The sequence below is a fragment of the Luteimonas suaedae genome (assembly GCF_008312895.1).
Taxonomy (GTDB): domain Bacteria; phylum Pseudomonadota; class Gammaproteobacteria; order Xanthomonadales; family Xanthomonadaceae; genus Luteimonas; species Luteimonas suaedae.
In genome coordinates this window covers 156,611-172,183 of record NZ_VSSP01000005.1, presented here as the reverse complement: position 1 = coordinate 172,183, position 15,573 = coordinate 156,611, and the positions used below count along the sequence as shown (strand labels likewise).

At 70.4% G+C, this 15,573-nt stretch carries 13 protein-coding genes; 7 read left to right on the top strand and 6 right to left on the bottom strand.

Annotated features, from left to right (window positions below; all coding sequences use genetic code 11):
- Window positions 1-74: 74 nt before the first annotated feature.
- Window positions 75-953 carry a PhzF family phenazine biosynthesis protein gene (locus tag FXO19_RS09970; protein ID WP_149194943.1) on the top strand — a complete coding sequence of 293 codons (879 nt, stop codon included), beginning with the start codon at window positions 75-77 and terminating at the stop codon, window positions 951-953.
- 187 nt (window positions 954-1,140) lie between these two features.
- Here the strand turns inward: FXO19_RS09970 and FXO19_RS09965 are convergent, their stop codons facing one another.
- From FXO19_RS09965 to FXO19_RS09955, 3 genes are all read right to left on the bottom strand, one after another.
- On the bottom strand, window positions 1,141-2,811 hold the full coding sequence (locus FXO19_RS09965; protein ID WP_149194942.1) for an amidohydrolase: 1,671 nt from the start codon (window positions 2,809-2,811) through the stop codon (window positions 1,141-1,143).
- Window positions 2,812-2,916: 105 nt separating this feature from the next.
- Window positions 2,917-3,621, bottom strand: coding sequence for an alpha/beta fold hydrolase (locus FXO19_RS09960; RefSeq protein WP_149194941.1), 705 nt, complete (start codon window positions 3,619-3,621; stop codon window positions 2,917-2,919).
- On the bottom strand, window positions 3,618-4,511 hold the full coding sequence (locus FXO19_RS09955) for a LysR substrate-binding domain-containing protein (protein WP_149194940.1): 894 nt from the start codon (window positions 4,509-4,511) through the stop codon (window positions 3,618-3,620). The genes FXO19_RS09960 and FXO19_RS09955 overlap by 4 nt, the downstream gene beginning before the upstream one ends.
- 88 nt (window positions 4,512-4,599) lie before the next feature.
- On the opposite strand from FXO19_RS09955, the gene FXO19_RS09950 reads away from it, so the two are divergent.
- Window positions 4,600-6,558: a TonB-dependent siderophore receptor gene (locus FXO19_RS09950; RefSeq protein WP_149194939.1), complete on the top strand. Its 1,959-nt coding sequence runs from the start codon at window positions 4,600-4,602 to the stop codon at window positions 6,556-6,558.
- 71 nt (window positions 6,559-6,629) lie between these two features.
- On the opposite strand, the gene FXO19_RS09945 is transcribed toward FXO19_RS09950, so the two are convergent.
- Window positions 6,630-7,064 carry an OsmC family protein gene (locus FXO19_RS09945; protein WP_149194938.1) on the bottom strand — a complete coding sequence of 145 codons (435 nt, stop codon included), beginning with the start codon at window positions 7,062-7,064 and terminating at the stop codon, window positions 6,630-6,632.
- A gap of 237 nt (window positions 7,065-7,301) precedes the next feature.
- On the opposite strand from FXO19_RS09945, the gene fusA reads away from it, so the two are divergent.
- On the top strand, window positions 7,302-9,350 hold the full coding sequence (fusA, locus tag FXO19_RS09940) for an elongation factor G (RefSeq protein ID WP_149194937.1): 2,049 nt from the start codon (window positions 7,302-7,304) through the stop codon (window positions 9,348-9,350).
- Between the two features lie 45 nt (window positions 9,351-9,395).
- On the opposite strand, the gene FXO19_RS09935 is transcribed toward fusA, so the two are convergent.
- Together FXO19_RS09935 and FXO19_RS19245 are read right to left on the bottom strand one after the other, a co-directional pair.
- Window positions 9,396-12,149, bottom strand: coding sequence for a putative bifunctional diguanylate cyclase/phosphodiesterase (locus FXO19_RS09935; RefSeq protein WP_149194936.1), 2,754 nt, complete (start codon window positions 12,147-12,149; stop codon window positions 9,396-9,398).
- 28 nt (window positions 12,150-12,177) lie between these two features.
- Window positions 12,178-12,687, bottom strand: coding sequence for a prepilin-type N-terminal cleavage/methylation domain-containing protein (locus tag FXO19_RS19245; RefSeq protein WP_255516372.1), 510 nt, complete (start codon window positions 12,685-12,687; stop codon window positions 12,178-12,180).
- Window positions 12,688-13,011: 324 nt separating this feature from the next.
- On the opposite strand from FXO19_RS19245, the gene FXO19_RS09925 reads away from it, so the two are divergent.
- The 4 genes from FXO19_RS09925 (at window position 13,012) to FXO19_RS09910 (ending at window position 15,501) form a co-directional block, all read left to right on the top strand.
- Window positions 13,012-13,452: a DUF2784 domain-containing protein gene (locus tag FXO19_RS09925; RefSeq protein ID WP_149194934.1), complete on the top strand. Its 441-nt coding sequence runs from the start codon at window positions 13,012-13,014 to the stop codon at window positions 13,450-13,452.
- A gap of 105 nt (window positions 13,453-13,557) precedes the next feature.
- Window positions 13,558-13,947: an HU family DNA-binding protein gene (locus FXO19_RS09920; RefSeq protein WP_149194933.1), complete on the top strand. Its 390-nt coding sequence runs from the start codon at window positions 13,558-13,560 to the stop codon at window positions 13,945-13,947.
- A 150-nt stretch (window positions 13,948-14,097) separates the two neighbouring features.
- Entirely contained in the window at window positions 14,098-14,736 is a 639-nt protein-coding gene (locus FXO19_RS09915; protein ID WP_149194932.1) for a LysE family translocator, read from the top strand.
- Between the two features lie 102 nt (window positions 14,737-14,838).
- Window positions 14,839-15,501: a tellurite resistance TerB family protein gene (locus tag FXO19_RS09910; protein ID WP_149194931.1), complete on the top strand. Its 663-nt coding sequence runs from the start codon at window positions 14,839-14,841 to the stop codon at window positions 15,499-15,501.
- The last annotated feature ends 72 nt before the right edge of the window (window positions 15,502-15,573 follow it).

Genomic DNA, 15,573 nt, shown 5'->3' with positions numbered 1-15,573 from the left:
AACCCGTGGGCATCGCCACGGCCGCCCCGATTGGTAAGCTGCGCGATCTCCCCCCTCCCACAACCTGCCTCCCCATGACTTCACGCCGCTTCGTGCAGCTGGACGTGTTCGCCGATCGTCCGGGCGCCGGTAATCCGCTCGCCGTGGTCTTCGATGCCGAGGGCATGGACGACGACACCATGCAGGCGATCGCGCGTTGGACCCGCCTGCCGGAAACCACGTTCGTGTTCCCGCCGACCAGCGCGGAAGCCGATTACCGCATCCGCATGTTCAGCCCGCGTCGCGAGGTGCCGTTCGCCGGCCACCCCAGCGTCGGCACCGCGCACGCGCTGCTCGAAGCCGGCCGCATCGCGCCGCGCGACGGCCTGCTGGTGCAGGAAGGCATCGCCGGCCTGCTGCCGTTGCGGGTGCTGGGCGACGGCACTGCACGCACGATCGCGGTGCGTACGCCGCGCGCCAGCGTGCTGGAGACGACCGAACGCGGCGATCCGCGCCTGCGCCACGTCCTCGACGGCCTGCTGCCCGGGCGGCTGCCGCCGGTGCTGATGGACGGCGGCCGCCGCTGGTGGCTGGCCGAACTCGCCGACGAGCGCACCCTGCGCAGCGCGACCCCGGACTGGGACGCGATCGGCCTGCTGGCCGAATCGACCGAGAGCATGGGCCTGTGCGTGTTCGCGCGCGCCGATGCCGGCAGCGGTCACGACCTCGCCGTGCGTGCCTGGGTCGGCGCGCCCGCGCGCTTCGAGGATGCCGCCTCGGGCGCAGCCAACGCCACCCTGGCGGCGTGGCTAGCCACGCGCGACGCGTTGCCGGGCGCGGACGGCCGCTATCGCGCCAGCCAGGGGCGCGAGGTCGGCTACGACGCGACGCTGGAACTGCAGGTCGACACCGACGGCGAGATCTGGTCCGGCGGCCATGCGGTCAGCGTGGTGCACGGCGAAATCGGCTGGTAGCACTCGCGCTCTTCGTAGGAGCGCGTCATACGCGCGATGCCGCGAGTGCCGGCAGGATCCGGTGGATACCGCAATTCTGGACCGGCAGACGCACCGGTCACCAGAATGTGCGGACGGCGAAACGCCCGCGGCATCGCGCGCATGGCGCGCTCCTACGCAACGACACCGATGCTTTTTTTGTGGCGCTTCACTCCGCTTCGTACACGGGCGCCCCATCCACCCAGGTCGACCGGATCGTCAGCTCGTCGAGACGCTCGACCGGCACCGTCAGCGGATCCTCCGCCAGCACCACGAAGTCCGCGCGCAGGCCCGGCGACAGGCGCCCGACCTCGTCCTCGGCGCGGCCGGCGTAGGCGGCGTCGGCGGTGAATCCACGCAACGCCTCGGCAGTCGTCAGCTTCTGCTCGGCGAGCCAGCCGCCCGGCGGCTGCCCGTCGCGATCCTGCCGCGTCGCCGCCGCATACAAACCCAGGCGCGGATCGACCGACTCCACCGGAAAATCGGAACCCAGCGCCAGCCGCGCGCCGGCGTCGAGGAAACGCCGCCAGGCGTAGGCGCCCGCAAGCCGCTCCTCGCCGAGGCGATCGCCGGCCCAGGGCATGTCGGAAGTGGCGTGCGTGGGCTGCATGGACGCGATGACGTGCAGCTGCGCGAAGCGCGGGATGTCCTGCAGCGCCACGATCTGTGCGTGCTCGACGCGCCAGCGGTGATCGCCTTCGGCACGCGTGCCGAGCGCTTCGGCGTAGGTATCGAGCACGAGACGGTTGCCGCGGTCGCCGATCGCGTGCGTGGCAACCTGCACGCCGCAGCCACGGGCCTTGCGCACCGCGGCGGCGAATGCCTCCGGCTCGGTCAGCAGCAGGCCGTCGTTGCCGGGCTCGTCGCTGTAGTCGGCCAGCAGCGCGGCGCCGCGACTGCCGAGCGCACCGTCCATGTACAGCTTGACGCCCTGCATGCGCAGGCGACCGCCCGCGTGCCGGTACAGGCCTTCGCGGCACAGGTCGTCGAGCGCGCCGCCGTCGCCATCGGCATAGGCCGAGATCCGCAGTGGCAGGCGCCCGGCACCGGCGAAGCGGCGGTACAGTGCCAGGTCGGCACGCGAAACGCCCATGTCGTGCACGCCGGTCAGGCCGTTGCGCACCGCCGCGGCCAGTGCGCGCTCCAGTGCCTGCTCGCGCAGCGCCGCGTCCGGCGCCGGGACCGCATCCTCCACCAGCGCCATCGCCGCATCGACGAACACGCCGCTCGGTGCGCCGTCCTCACGCACGATGCGGCCGCCGTCCGGCTGCCACTCGCCGTCGAGCGCGGGCGCACCGTCCCGCTGCGCGGCGGCGCGCAACGCGGCCGAGTTGGCCCAGCCGGCATGGCCGTCGACACGCTCCAGCCACACCGGGATATCCGGGAACGCCGCGTCGAGATCGGCCGCGGTGGGGAACGCCTTTTCCGGCCACAGGTTCTGGTCCCAGCCGCGCCCGTGCAGCCAGGCGCCCTCGGGCAGATCCTCGGCATAGGCCTGCAGGCGCTCGATCACTTCGTCCTTGCTGCGCGCGCCGGCCAGATCCGCGCTCATCAGTGCGTAGCCGAGGTTCATCAGGTGCGCGTGCGCGTCGATCAGGCCGGGAACCACCACCGCATCGCCGAGATCGATCGTCTCGGCCTGCGGATGACGTTGGCGCAGGTCTTCGGCGCTGCCGACCGCGAGGATGCGGCCGGCGTCATCCCAGACCAGCGCCTCGGCCGTCGGCGACGCCGGGTCGGCGGTGTGGATACGCGCCGCGGTCAGCAGGCGCAGTTCCGCGGCTTGCGCGGCGCCGGCCGCGAGGGCGATGGCGGCGAGGAAACACAGGGTGCGGCGCATCGAATCGCTCCGTGTCCGAAAGCGGACACTATAAGGGCCGGGATTGGGGATTGGGGAATGGGGATTCGCAAGAGCAGAGGGGCGACCACTGCCTGCTAGCCCGGCTCATGACGAGATGACGTTGGCCGGCTTTTTCGAACCCCGGCACCATGCCAGCGCCTGCTGCGCTGCAGCGGCTGCGTCGCGCCCGAGCAACGGACCGACGTGGCTGATCGCGGGCGATCGCAGGAGGTCGGCGCCCCATGCCGCGGCCAGCGCTGCGGTGACCGCCGGCGGGACGTCGTCGTCGACGGTCGAGGTCATGCACAGCAGCGGGCATGATGGCCGTTCGATCGCCACGCCTGCGTGCGCGGTGCCCAGCACCCGACCGCTCTCGTCGCGCCAATGGCGAAAGGCGTACAGGGCGGTGGCCTCGTCGGCATCGGGCAGCGCACGCCGGGTCGAGGCGAGCCGCACTTCGTGTCGCCAGGGCACGATCGCTGGCCAAGCGCGTGGCGGCAATTCCTCGTGCCACGGCGCGGGCGGCAGCGGATTGACCAGCACCAGTGCATCGGCCTCGTGCGCGCACATCGCGGCCAGCAGTCCGCCGAGGCTGGCGCCGACCAGCACGCGTGGTCGCGGCAGCGCTTGCAATGCAGCCCGCGCCTGCGCGGCATAGTCGTCCAGCGTGGTATGCGCCAGGCCCGAAGCGGCCGGTTGCAGGTCCGGTGCGGCGGTGGCCAGCCCCGCCGCCTCGAACACGGCGCGCCAGACGTTCCATTCCCAGCCGCCGGCCCCGGCGCCGTGCAGGAACAGCACCGCCGGCGTCATCGCCGTAGCGCCGCGGTCGTGGTCAGCAGGCGTGCGGCGAGTTGCGCCACCGGCGCGCGTGCTTCGCCCGGCGCGCAGACCAGGTAATGGCCGGCCACATTGCGGATCTCCGCGCGCGCGACCCGCACCAGGCTGCCATCCGCGAGCGCATCGTCGACCAGCGGCGCGCGCAGCAGGGCGACGCCCAATCCCACGCGCGCCGCGGCCAGCACCAGATCGTAGTCCTCGAACCGGCGGTCGGCCGCCTTGGTCCGGAACGGCGCCTTGCACGCGCGCATCCATGCGCGCCACTGGCTGGTATCCGAATCGTGCAGCAGCGGCAGCTCCGCGATGCGCGCCGCTCCGGCAGCACCGAGTTCGGCGGCGAGCGCCGGCGCCGCCACCGGATACAGCCGCTCGGAGAACAGCAGGCGGCTTTCCACGCCGCGCCAGCGCCCACGACCGTATCGGATCGCCAGGTCGCTCTGCTCCGCGGCCAGGTCAGCGACCCGGTGTTCGATCTGCAGTTCGATCCGGCAGACCGGCGGCAGGCCCTGCAGCTCCGGCAACCTCGGCATCAGCCACAGGCGCGCGAACGACGGCACCACGCTCAGCCGCACCACCGGCAGGTCGCGACGCGGCCGCCAGCGATCCGCCGACTCGCGGATGCTCGCCAGCGCCTGTTCCACCTGGGCGACGAAGCGCTGGCCGGCCGGCGTGATCCGCACGCCGCGGCCGTGACGCTCGAACAGCGGCGTGCCCAGCCAATGCTCGACAGCCTGCACCCGGCGGCTGACCGCACCATGGGTGAGGTCGAGCGATTCGGCGGCGGCGGTGAACGAGCCGGAGCGCTGGGCCGCGATCACCGCCGCCAGCGCCTCGAGCGGCGGTAGCGATTGCAAGCTGTGCATATGGCGCACACCTCATCATCGATCGGTGCGCTATGTCAACGGCCCGTGGCGCTCCACGATCGTCGCCGTCGCCCATCCGCACGATTCCATGACGCATCGCACCCGCCGTTCCTTCCGCTGCGCTTCAACTGCGCTGACACTCGCCGTCGCCGGCCTCGCCGCTCTGCCCGCCCCCATCCTCGCGCAGCAGGACGTCATCGGCGAAGCCGACGACGCCTTCGGCAGCCGCATCGGCCAGGAGAGCATCGGCCTGTACTCCGAGTCACTGGTCCGCGGCTTCAACCTGCAGCAGGCGGGCAACTACCGGATCGACGGCGCGTACTTCGTGCGCGCGGCGCCACCGCCGGACACCATCGTCGATGGCGCCCGGATCCTGGTCGGACCGGCCGCCCTGCCGGTCGACTTTCCTGCGCCGTCCGGAATCGTGCAGTACCGCCTGCCGGACGTCACCCAAGAACGCGCACGCCTGGAGCTCGGCTTCCAGCACCTGCTCGACAGCAACCCGCGCCCCTACCTGCGCGGCCATTTCAGCCGTCGCAGCGAAGACGGGCGCGCATCGCTGTCCGGCGGCGTACTCGGATCGCCCAGTGCCCGCTACATCTTCGGCAACGAAGCGCGCTACCACAGCCTCGGACTGGTGCCGCGTTTCGAGATCGGCGACGACTGGCAAGCCACCGTCTTCTACGGCGTCTACGATCAGGCCTACCAGGCCGATGCCGGCTTCCAGCCGGCTGGCGCGCATGCACTGCCGCAACCGGACCGGCTGCGCTACCCGGGACAGCCGTGGTCGCGCTTCGACACCCGCAACACCACCTACGGCGCCCTGCTGCGGTCACGCGCACGTCCCGACGCCTGGAACTTCTCCTTCTCCGACATCCACTCGCGCGTCGACCGCCCGCGTTCGGACTACAACCTGTTCCGCGATGTCACCGCGGGCGGCGACGCCAGCGCCTCCACCGTGGTCGCCCGCGACCGCGAGGTCTTCGCCCGCGCCTACGAGGCGGCCGCCCGGCGCGACTGGAGCGGCGAAACGCGGCGCGACGTATTGACCCTCGCCGCGCGCGCACGACGGTCCGACTACCGCAATCCGCGCGTGCAGACCATCGATCTTGGCCGGGTATCGCTATTCGAGCCCATTCCGCACGCACCGCCGCCGGACGACCCGGGGGGCGCGCATTCCCACGCCGGCATCGACCAGGACGAACTCGCGCTTGGCTGGCAGCACCTGCGCCGCAGTGGACTGGCGGTCAACCTGGGGTTGCGCCGCGTGCGCCTGGATGAATCCTCCTGGTCCGCCGACGGCGCGGCCGCCAGCCGCACCTCGGCGCAATGGCTGCACAACGCGTCGCTGGTGCTGCCGCTGTCGCCGACGCTCACCGCGTTCGCCTCGACCACGCGCGGGATCGAGGAAGCGGGCACCGCGCCGCAGAACGCCGCCAACCGCTTCGAGGTGCTGCCGCCGGCGATGGCGCGGCAGTCGGAGCTGGGCATCAAATGGCAGGCGGCGGCCGGGCTGGCGGTGGTCGCCACTGCGTTCGAGATCGGCAAGCCGGAACCGGGCCTGGATGCCGACGGCGTCTACCGCTTCCTTACCGACGTGCGCCATCGCGGGGTGGAGTTGTCGGCTGCCGGCCAGGTCACCGAGCGCCTGCACGTGGTCGCCGGCGTGTCATGGCTGCGGCCGCGGCTGGAAGGCGCGCTGGTCGAGGCCGGCGTCATCGGCGAGCGCCCGGTGGGGCGTTCGTCGACGCTGGCGCTGGCCAGCTTCAGCTATCGGCCGCCGGCGTGGGAACGGGTGTCGTTCGACGCCGACGCCACCTGGTACGGCCGCGCACCGGCCGATGCCCACGGCCACACGTACACGTCCGGCTACGCCTTGCTCAATGTCGGCGCGCGCTACCGGTTTGCGCTGGGGCGGATCCCGGCGCAATGGCGGCTGCGGGTGTATAACGCCGCCGATCGGTATGCATGGTCGGCAGGCAGCAGCGGTCTGCAGTCCTGGGAGCCGGCCCGCCGCGTGATGCTCAGCCTGACGCTGGGCGAGTGACGGCACGCGCTAGCTGGAGGCAACAGATCATGGTGGGCCTTGGCCCACCACAACGCGTCCGCTTCGAAAAATCAGCCGAGCAGTTCCGCCTCCAGCGTGATCGGCACCGCCGACAGCGCCTTCGACACTGGGCAGTTCTGCTTGGCGTCGTCGGCGATGGCGCGGAACTTCTGGTCGTCGATGCCCGGCACCTTGGCCTTGGTCTTCAGGCGGATCTCGGTCATGGTCGGTCCACCCTCCATCGACAGGTCGACTTCGGCCCGGGTATCCACCGACTCCGGCGGATGCCCGGCCTCGGTCAGCTTGGCCGACAACGCCATGGTGAAGCAGCCGGCATGCGCCGCGGCGATCAGTTCTTCCGGATTGGTGCCCTTTTCGTCGCCGAAGCGCGTGTTGAAGCCGTAGCGGACGCCGTCCAGCAATCCGCTCTGCGGCGTGCTGAGGCTGCCCTTGCCGGACTTGAGGTCGCCCTCCCAATGTGCGGTGGCGTTGCGCGAAATACCCATGGATCGATCTCCTTGCAGGATGGAATGATTGGCGGGCGCCGATCCGGACAAACTACCCTTGCCCGCGTTACGTCCGCGTTGCATTGCTGCGCTGCAACGGGACGCTGCGTTCGCGCAGGCGTTACTGTGCCCTCCCGCCATGACCGCCCGCCGAGCGTCCGCTCCGGCGGCAGCGCTTCTCCCCGCGGACAGCCATGACGGCCTCGTCTATCCCCTCACCCAGGGAGGAGCGGCCACATGCCCTACTCGACATCGGACATCCGCAACATCGCCCTCGCAGGCCACCCGGGCGCCGGCAAAACAACCCTGTTCGAAGCCCTGCTGCATGCCGGCGGCACCCTTTCCACGGCAGGCACCGTCGAACGCGGCAACACCGTGTCCGACCACGATCCGCTGGAGAAGGAGCGCGGCCACTCCATCGACGCCGCCATCGCCAGCACTGACCACCGCGGCATCCACGTCAACCTGATCGATACCCCCGGCTATCCGGATTTCCGCGGCCCCACCCTGTCGGCGCTGGCGGCAGTGGAGACCGTCGCGATCGTCGTCGACGCCGTCACCGGGGTCGAGTACGGCACCCACCGGATGATGGAACGCGCCGGCGAGCGCAGCCTGTGCCGCGCAGTCGTCGTCAACCGCATCGACGCCGACGGGGCCGACTGCGCGCGCGTGCTGGACGAGCTGCGCGGCGAGTTCGGTCCGGAGCTGCTGCCGCTCAACCTGCCGGCGGACGATGGCGCGCGGGTGGTCGACTGCTTCGGCCGGACCGACGGCGACAGCGATCTCGGCCCGGTTGCCGACTGGCACCGGAAGATCCTCGACCAGGTGGTCGAGATCAACGAGACGGTGATGGACCGCTACCTCGACCTCGGCGAGCAGGGCCTGTCCGGCCAGGAGCTGCATGACGCCTTCGAGCAGTGCCTGCGCGAGGGACACCTGGTGCCGGTGTGCTTCGTCTCGGCACGCACCGGCGCCGGCGTGAAGGAACTGCTCGACGCCGCCGAACGGTTGTTCCCGCATCCCGGCGAGGGCAATCCACCGCAGTTCCTCAAGGGCGCCGGCGCCGATGCCGCGCCGGTGACGCTCTCGCCCGATCCCGATGCGCATGTGATCGCCGACGTGTTCCGCATCGTCAACGATCCCTTCGTCGGCAAGCTCGGCATCTTCCGCGTCTACCAGGGCACGCTGAAGAAGGACACCCAGCTGTTCGTCGACGATGGCCGCAAGCCGTTCAAGGTCGGGCACCTGTTCAAGCTGATGGGCAAGGACCACGTGGAGATCGATCGCGCCGTGCCGGGCGACATCGCCGCGGTGGCCAAGGTCGACGAACTGCATTTCGATGCGGTGCTGCACGACAGTCACGACGAGGACCACATCCACCTGGCGCCGCTGCAGTTCCCGCAGCCGATGTTCGGACTGGCGATCGAGGCCGCCAGCAAGGGGCACGAACAGAAGCTCGCCAACGCCCTGCACAAGCTGGCCGAGGAGGACCCCTGCTTCCGGGTCGAGCACGAAGAGGAGACCAACGAGACCGTGATCCACGGGCTCTCGGACCTGCACCTGCGCATCAACCTCGACCGGCTGCGCGAGCGCCACAGCGTGCAGGTGCGCACGCGGCCGCCGCGCATCGCCTATCGCGAGACCATCGGCGCGAAGGCCGAGGGCCATCATCGCCACAAGAAGCAGACCGGCGGCGCCGGGCAGTTCGGCGAGGTGTTCCTGCGCATCGAGCCGCTGCCGCGTGGCGGCGGCTTCGAGTTCGTCGACGAGGTCAAGGGCGGGGTGATCCCGGGCCAGCTGATCCCGGCCGTGGAGAAGGGCGTGCGCGAGGTGCTGCGCAGCGGCGCGGTCGCCGGCTATCCGATGCAGGACCTGCGGGTGACGGTGTACGACGGCAAGCACCACCCGGTCGACAGCAAGGAGGTCGCGTTCGTGGCGGCCGGGCGCAAGGCCTTCCTCGACGCCGCCGGCAAGGCCCGGCCGCAGGTGCTCGAGCCGATCGTCGACCTCGAGGTGCACGCGCCCGAGGCGCACATGGGCGACATCAGCGGCGGCCTGGCCAGCAAGCGCGCGCGCATCAACGGCACCGATGCCGCCAAGGGCGGCGAGATCGTGGTCAAGGCGCAGGTGCCGCTGTCGGAACTGGAAGGCTACGCCGCCGAGCTGAAGTCGATCACCGCCGGCCGCGGCCGCTACGCGATCGATTTCAGCCACTACGAACCGGTGCCGCCGCAGGTGCAGCAGAAGCTGACGGAGAGCTGGCGCCCACGCCAGGAGGAAGACTGAGCGCCCGCTCCGGGCGCGCCGTTCACGCGCCGGCGCCGGTGTCGATCACCGCGGTGGGCTCGGCGCGTCCGCCGGGGTGACGATCCCGCCGTTGAGCAGTATTCCGGTGATGCCGTGGGCCGTCAGCGGCCGAGCGTACACGTAGCCCTGGATCACGTGGCAGCCCCATGCGCGCATCATGCGCACCTGCTCCATCGATTCCAGTCCTTCCGCCACCACGCCTTTGCCCAGATCGCGGGCGATGGCGATGATCGAGCGCACCACGGCCTCGACCGCGGCATCGCCGCCCTGCAGGTCGACCACGAAGGCGCGGTCGATCTTGAGTGTGTCGCTGGGCAGGCGCGTCAGATACGCCAGCGACGAGTAGCCGGTGCCGAAGTCATCGATCGCCACCTTCACCCCGAGCTCGCGGATCGACTGCAGCTGCGCCATCCCGGAATCGCTGTCCAGTACCAGCATGGTCTCGGTGACCTCCAGTTCCAGGCGCTCCGGTGCGATGCCGCTGGCGGCGATCGTCTCCTTCACGTAGCCGCACAGGCGTCCGGAGCGCAGCTGGTGGCCGGAGACGTTGACGCCCATCACCCCGAGTTCGAAGCCCATCCGCTGCCATTCGGCCAACTGCCGGCAGGCCTTGTCGAGCACCAGCTTCCCCAGCGGCTCGATCAGCCCGCACTCCTCGGCCAGCCCGATGAACGCGTCGGGAGGGACGACGCCTCGGCTCGGGTGCATCCAGCGTGCCAGCGCCTCGACGCCGACGATGCGGTCGTCGCGGCTGTCCACGCGGGGCTGGTAGTGCAGCTCGATCTGCCCCTCCTGGATGGCCGTGCGCAATTCGTTCTCCATCTGCACGCGCTCTTCCGCGCGCTGGTTCATCTCGGTCTCGAAGAACGCGGTGCGCGCGCCGCCGGTCTGCTTGGCCCGGTACATCGCGACGTCGGCATTGCGCACCAGGGTGCCGGCCTCGATCCCGTCGCGCGGAAAGAACGCCACGCCGGCGCTGAAGCGCTGGTGGAACTCGCGATGCCCGACCATGATCGGCCGCGCGAACGCCTCGTCCATCCGTGCCATCGCCGCGGTCACCAGCTCCGGCCGCGAGGCGCCGCGGAGGATGACGAAGAACTCGTCGCCGCCGAACCGGCCCACGAAGTCGCCCGGCGCCAGGCTGGCGCGGATGCGCTCGCCGCTCTGCACCAGGATGTCGTCGCCCAGTGCATGGCCCAGGCCGTCGTTGATCGCCTTGAAGCGGTCGAGGTCGACGAAGGCCACGGCGAAGGCCTGCGCCGAGGGCCGCGCCTCCTCGATGGCCGAGGCAAGCGTCTCGAAGGTGGCCAGCCGGTTCGGCAGCCCGGTGAGCAGATCGTGGCGAGCCTGGTAGAGCAGCAGGTCATGGTGCTTGACGAACGCGGCCGCAACGGCGATCCGTTCGGCCAGGTCGCGCACCTGCCCCTGGAGCGTCTCCGCCGGTTGCGCATTGCCCTCGCGTCCCAGCAGCAGCCAGACCCGGGTTTCGTCCTCGCCGCCGAGCGCGATCGCCCAGGCGTGCGATTCGACCGGGTCCGCGTCGCCTTTCCGCGCCAGCGCGGGCCCGAGCTCGCCGGTGCGCAACACCACGCCCCGGGCCCCGTCCCGCGGGGACATGCGCTGCAGCACCGGCGGCACCGTGGGCAGCGGCGCCACCGAGGTCTCGCAGGCGCCGCGCGCGCGCGCGTGGCATTCGGCGGACGGGCCATCCTCGGGCCGTGCCAGCAGCACCCAGACGCTGGCGCCGCCGGTGATCTCCACGATCCTGGCGAGCACCAGTTCGATCACCTCCTCGAGCGGTACCCTGGCCAGGATCAGATGGTCGATCTCCGACAGGATCCGCAACGTATCGAGTTGCTGGGTGATGCGGGCGCGCATCTCGTCGAAGGTGTCCGACAGCAGTCCGAACTCGTCCCCCACCGCGGCCCCGGTGCGTGCACCGCCGCCGCCGAAGGCGCGGATCCTGCCGAGCAGGACCTCCAGCGGCCCGACCACGCGCCGGATCTGCAGCGAGCTGAGCAGCATCGCCAACAGCAGGATGCCCGCCATCAACGGCGCCACGAAGCGCGAATAGTGCGCCAGCGCCCCCGGCGCCTCCATCGACGCGGCGAAGGTCCAGGCGGGCGCCGCGAACTGCGGCTTGATGAACAGCGTCCACTCGGTCTCGATCCGCCGCGTGCCGTCGCCGCCCGGTTCGCGATCGCCGCCGCAGAACAGCCATGCGTCGCCGTCCTCGGCGCGCGCGCAGATGCGCGCCGCATTGCCGATCTCCTCGGGGTTCCCCCACAGGTAGGCGCGGTCCAGGCGGCCGGCGATCACGCTGCCCTGGCCGTTGCCAGGGAACCGCCTGAGCAGGACGACGTCGTGTGCCTGGCCGGCCATGTCCGGCGCCAGCACCATCACCTCCGCACGCGGCGGGACCCCGGCCGCGCGCAATCGCCCGCGGAAGCGGCTCGTCGGCAGCGCATCGCCGCCGTCGGGCGCATCGGCCACGACCACGTCGCTGAAGAACATCGACAGCATGTCGCCGCCCGCGCCCTCCAGCGCCTCCGGATCGGCTGCGCCCAGCGCCTGACGCGCCGTATACAGGCGCTGGTACACGCCCAGCGCATAGCTCTTGTTGGTCTCGTGCAGGCCGCGCATCGCGGAGGCCTCGGCAGCGGTGGCCGAGGCGCGCCAGGTCATCCAGAACACGGTGATCGCCGGCACCAGCGCGGCGAGGCAGAACATCAGAAAGATGCGCCGCCCGAACCGCGTGGCCAGGAAGACGCGCTTCATTCGAGGGCCGGACTGCAACGGCATGGGTTCAGAACTTTTCCGCCAGGTCGATGAACGCGCCGTCGCGCGCGCGGATCACGTCGTCGAGGCTGTCCTTGTTGTCTACCTGAGTCTTGAACACACCATCCTTGCCGGCGCTGAAAAGATCAAAATCCGAGTTCAACGGGTTGAGCCGCTTGTCCTTCCTCGCCTTGCCCTTCGCGCCCTTGCCGGTGAGATCCTGGTAGTGGTACGGCCGCTCCCATGGATCCAGATAGCCCGCGCGGCCGACACCCGCAAGCGAGCCCGGCAGGGCGCCATGGATGATGCGGTAGCGCTCGATGTCGTGGGAGATCGCCACGATGTCCGCCTTGGCGGTCGCCACCTTGGAGCGCTCGACGTAGTCCGAGAACTGGCCGATCGCCAGCATCGCGATCACCATCAAGATCGCCATGGCGATCACCAGCTCCACCAGCGTGAAGCCGGCGATCCGGCGGCGCCTGCAGCGCCTGCGGCTGCAGGTATCGCCGCTTTTCCGTCCATGCCGATAGCTGCTCATCTGGCCCCCTTGTGGCGAACGGCAGGACCCATTGTTCACCATCCGGGGAAAACGACCATGAACGCTCCACTGATTAGCGACCGCCCTCCCCGGAACTGTAGCTCCCCTGCCGGTCGCAGGTCCTGCGGGCCCGCCGGCACCATCGACATGAGACCATGCGGCGATGGCAACGCTTGCCTGCCAACCCGAGCCATCGGTGCACACCCGCCACCCGGGCCTGCGCAATGCGGCGGTTCAGGGCGCCGCGCCCCAAGCGCCCGCGCGTAGACCGGGCCGCCGGCGCGGCGTGCGTGGCGGACGAAGGTGGCCGGCACGGGGCACGCCATGACGCCCGCAGTCGCCGGCTGGCTGGCCGATGCGATCCTGGCCGCGCACGTGGTCGTCGTCGCCTTCGTGGTCGCCGGCGCGCTGGGGATCCTCGCCGGCGGACCGCTCGGCTGGCGCTGGGTGCGTCATCGCGGATTCCGGATCGCGCACCTGGCGCTCATGGTGCTGATCGCCGCGCAGGCCTGGCTGGGGCGGCTGTGTCCGCTGACCATCTGGGAGCAGGCGCTGCGAATCCGTGCCGGGCAGGCCTCTTACGACGCTTCCTTCATCCAGTACTGGCTCTCGCGGATGATCTTTTTCGAGGCGCCGTGGTGGATCTTCGTGGCCGCCTACAGCACGTTCGCGGTACTGCTCGCCGCGTGCTGGTGGTGCTGGCCGCCGTACCCGCGGCGCACTGGCACGAATGATGCGGATCGCCCGAAAGCGAAAAAACCCTAGTTTTTTGCGTTTTCCTATTGGCGGCAGCGCGCGCATGCCCTACATTCCGTCTACCGGGCGATGCCCGGCCACTCCTACAATCATCCATCACGGAATCAGGAAAACATGGCGAAGAAAGCGAAAAAGGCGGTCAAGAAAGCCGCTGCCCCGAAAAAGGCGGCTGCCAAGCCGACCGCCCAGAAGCCGATCAAGGAGCCCTTGAGCAAGTCCGGCCTGGTGGCCCACGTCGCCGACACCTCCGGCGTCGCCGCCAAGGACGTGCGCGCCGTGATGGCCGCGTTGGAAGGCACCATCGCCGCCTCGGTCAGCAAGAAGGGCGCCGGCACCTTTACCCTGCCGGGCGTGCTGAAGATCACCGCCGTCAAGGTTCCCGCCAAGGCCAAGCGCAAGGGCATCAACCCGTTCACCAAGGAAGAGCAGTGGTTCGCCGCCAAGCCCGCCTCGGTGAAGGTCAAGGTACGTCCGCTGAAGAAGCTCAAGGACGCCGCCGCCTGAGTCGCGCGCGATGCTCGGGGCGGCACCGCCGCCCCGATGCGATGAATGAGGCCGGCCCGCTCCGCATGAGCGCCCGGCCTTTTTCATGTCGGCGCTCCCGCACTTCGCCGGCCGATCCGCACCGTCCGTTTTTCGACCGAGCCTGTCCCTATGACCTTGTTCGATGTCCCCACCCTGCTCGCCTACCTCGCCGCAGCCGTTGCACTGGTTCTGATTCCCGGCCCCGGGACGGCCTGGATCATCGCGCAGACCGCTGCCGGCGGCGCGCGCCGCGGCATGCACGCCTCGCTCGGCCTGGAGGCGGCGACATCGATCCACGCGCTCGCCGCCGGGCTGGGCCTCTCGGCCCTGCTGGCGACCTCGGCACTGGCCTTCGAACTTCTCAAGTACGCCGGCGCGGCCTATCTGGTCTGGCTCGGCATCCAGGCATGGCGCTCGGGAGAGCGTCCGGCGGACGCGGATGCGCCGTACACGCAGGCACCCCGGCAACGGCGGGTCTTCCTGCGCTCGGTGGCGATCGGCGTACTGAACCCGAAGGTGGCCGTCTTCTTTCTTGCTTTCCTGCCGCAGTTCGTGCATCCGGAACGCGGCATGGTCTGGCTGCAGTTCATCGTGCTGGGCCTGCTGCTGTCGTTGATCGGGCTGCTCTACGGCGTGTCGTTGGCATTGCTGGCCGGCCGCATCGGACGCTCGGCGGCCGGCGCCGGATTCTCGCGCTGGCGCGCGCGCGTGCTCGGCAGCGTATTCGTCGCCCTCGGGGTAAGGCTGGCGCTGCAGCAGCGCAGCTGAGGACGCCCGGCCCGGCAGCCTTGGTGTCCGGCGCCTTCGTGGACGACGGCGCGTTTACCGGCACGTCTACAATCGTCGCCTCATCTCATCCGGATCGCAGACATGCAGCTTCAGGGATTGTTGGACCACCTTCTCAAGTCCGGCCGCGCCGGCCACGACGACGCTGCGGCGACCGGGCGGGCGGCGGGCGGCGGCCTTGGCGACGTGCTCAATGCCGACTTCGGCAAGGGCGCGATCGCCGGCGGCGCGCTTGGCCTGCTGCTGGGCGGCAACCGCAAGACCCGCAAACTGGCGACCTATGGTGGCCTCGCCGCGATCGGGGTGATGGCCTACCGCGCCTACGGCGACTACAAGCGCCAGCAGCAGGGCGCGCCGGTCGAGCCGGAGACCGTCGACCGCCTGCCGCCACCGCAGGCCGAGCTGCACAGCGAGGCGATCCTCAAGGCGCTGGTCGCCGCCGCCAAGGCGGACGGGCACATTGATGCGCGCGAGCGCGAAGCGATCGAGGGCGAGTTCTCGCGCCTCGACAGCGACGCCGACGTGCAGCGCTGGCTGCACGCCGAACTGGAGAAGCCGCTCGATCCCGCCGAAGTAGCCCGCGCGGCCGCCACACCGGAGATCGCCTCGGAGATGTACCTCGCCAGCCTGATGGCCGTCGACGAGCAGAACTACATGGAGCGCGCCTACCTGGACGAACTGGCGCGGCAGCTCGGACTCGACGACGCGCTGAAGGCGAAGCTCGAGGCGCAGCTGCGCGCCGGCTGAGCCAGGTCGCGGCCACGGCCGCTTCATCGGTGCCCTGCCAGACTGGGCGTGTGGACGAGACCACGGCCCCTG

What these genes read in the sequence shown, in the direction of transcription:
- FXO19_RS09970 (WP_149194943.1), top strand. Translation starts at nt 75, where the DNA reads ATGACTTCACGCCGCTTCGTGCAGCTGGACGTGTTCGCCGATCGTCCG.
- FXO19_RS09965 (WP_149194942.1), bottom strand. Translation starts at nt 2,811, where the DNA reads ATGCGCCGCACCCTGTGTTTCCTCGCCGCCATCGCCCTCGCGGCCGGC.
- FXO19_RS09960 (WP_149194941.1), bottom strand. Translation starts at nt 3,621, where the DNA reads ATGACGCCGGCGGTGCTGTTCCTGCACGGCGCCGGGGCCGGCGGCTGG.
- FXO19_RS09955 (WP_149194940.1), bottom strand. Translation starts at nt 4,511, where the DNA reads ATGCACAGCTTGCAATCGCTACCGCCGCTCGAGGCGCTGGCGGCGGTG.
- FXO19_RS09950 (WP_149194939.1), top strand. Translation starts at nt 4,600, where the DNA reads ATGACGCATCGCACCCGCCGTTCCTTCCGCTGCGCTTCAACTGCGCTG.
- FXO19_RS09945 (WP_149194938.1), bottom strand. Translation starts at nt 7,064, where the DNA reads ATGGGTATTTCGCGCAACGCCACCGCACATTGGGAGGGCGACCTCAAG.
- fusA (WP_149194937.1), top strand. Translation starts at nt 7,302, where the DNA reads ATGCCCTACTCGACATCGGACATCCGCAACATCGCCCTCGCAGGCCAC.
- FXO19_RS09935 (WP_149194936.1), bottom strand. Translation starts at nt 12,149, where the DNA reads ATGAAGCGCGTCTTCCTGGCCACGCGGTTCGGGCGGCGCATCTTTCTG.
- FXO19_RS19245 (WP_255516372.1), bottom strand. Translation starts at nt 12,687, where the DNA reads ATGAGCAGCTATCGGCATGGACGGAAAAGCGGCGATACCTGCAGCCGC.
- FXO19_RS09925 (WP_149194934.1), top strand. Translation starts at nt 13,012, where the DNA reads ATGACGCCCGCAGTCGCCGGCTGGCTGGCCGATGCGATCCTGGCCGCG.
- FXO19_RS09920 (WP_149194933.1), top strand. Translation starts at nt 13,558, where the DNA reads ATGGCGAAGAAAGCGAAAAAGGCGGTCAAGAAAGCCGCTGCCCCGAAA.
- FXO19_RS09915 (WP_149194932.1), top strand. Translation starts at nt 14,098, where the DNA reads ATGACCTTGTTCGATGTCCCCACCCTGCTCGCCTACCTCGCCGCAGCC.
- FXO19_RS09910 (WP_149194931.1), top strand. Translation starts at nt 14,839, where the DNA reads ATGCAGCTTCAGGGATTGTTGGACCACCTTCTCAAGTCCGGCCGCGCC.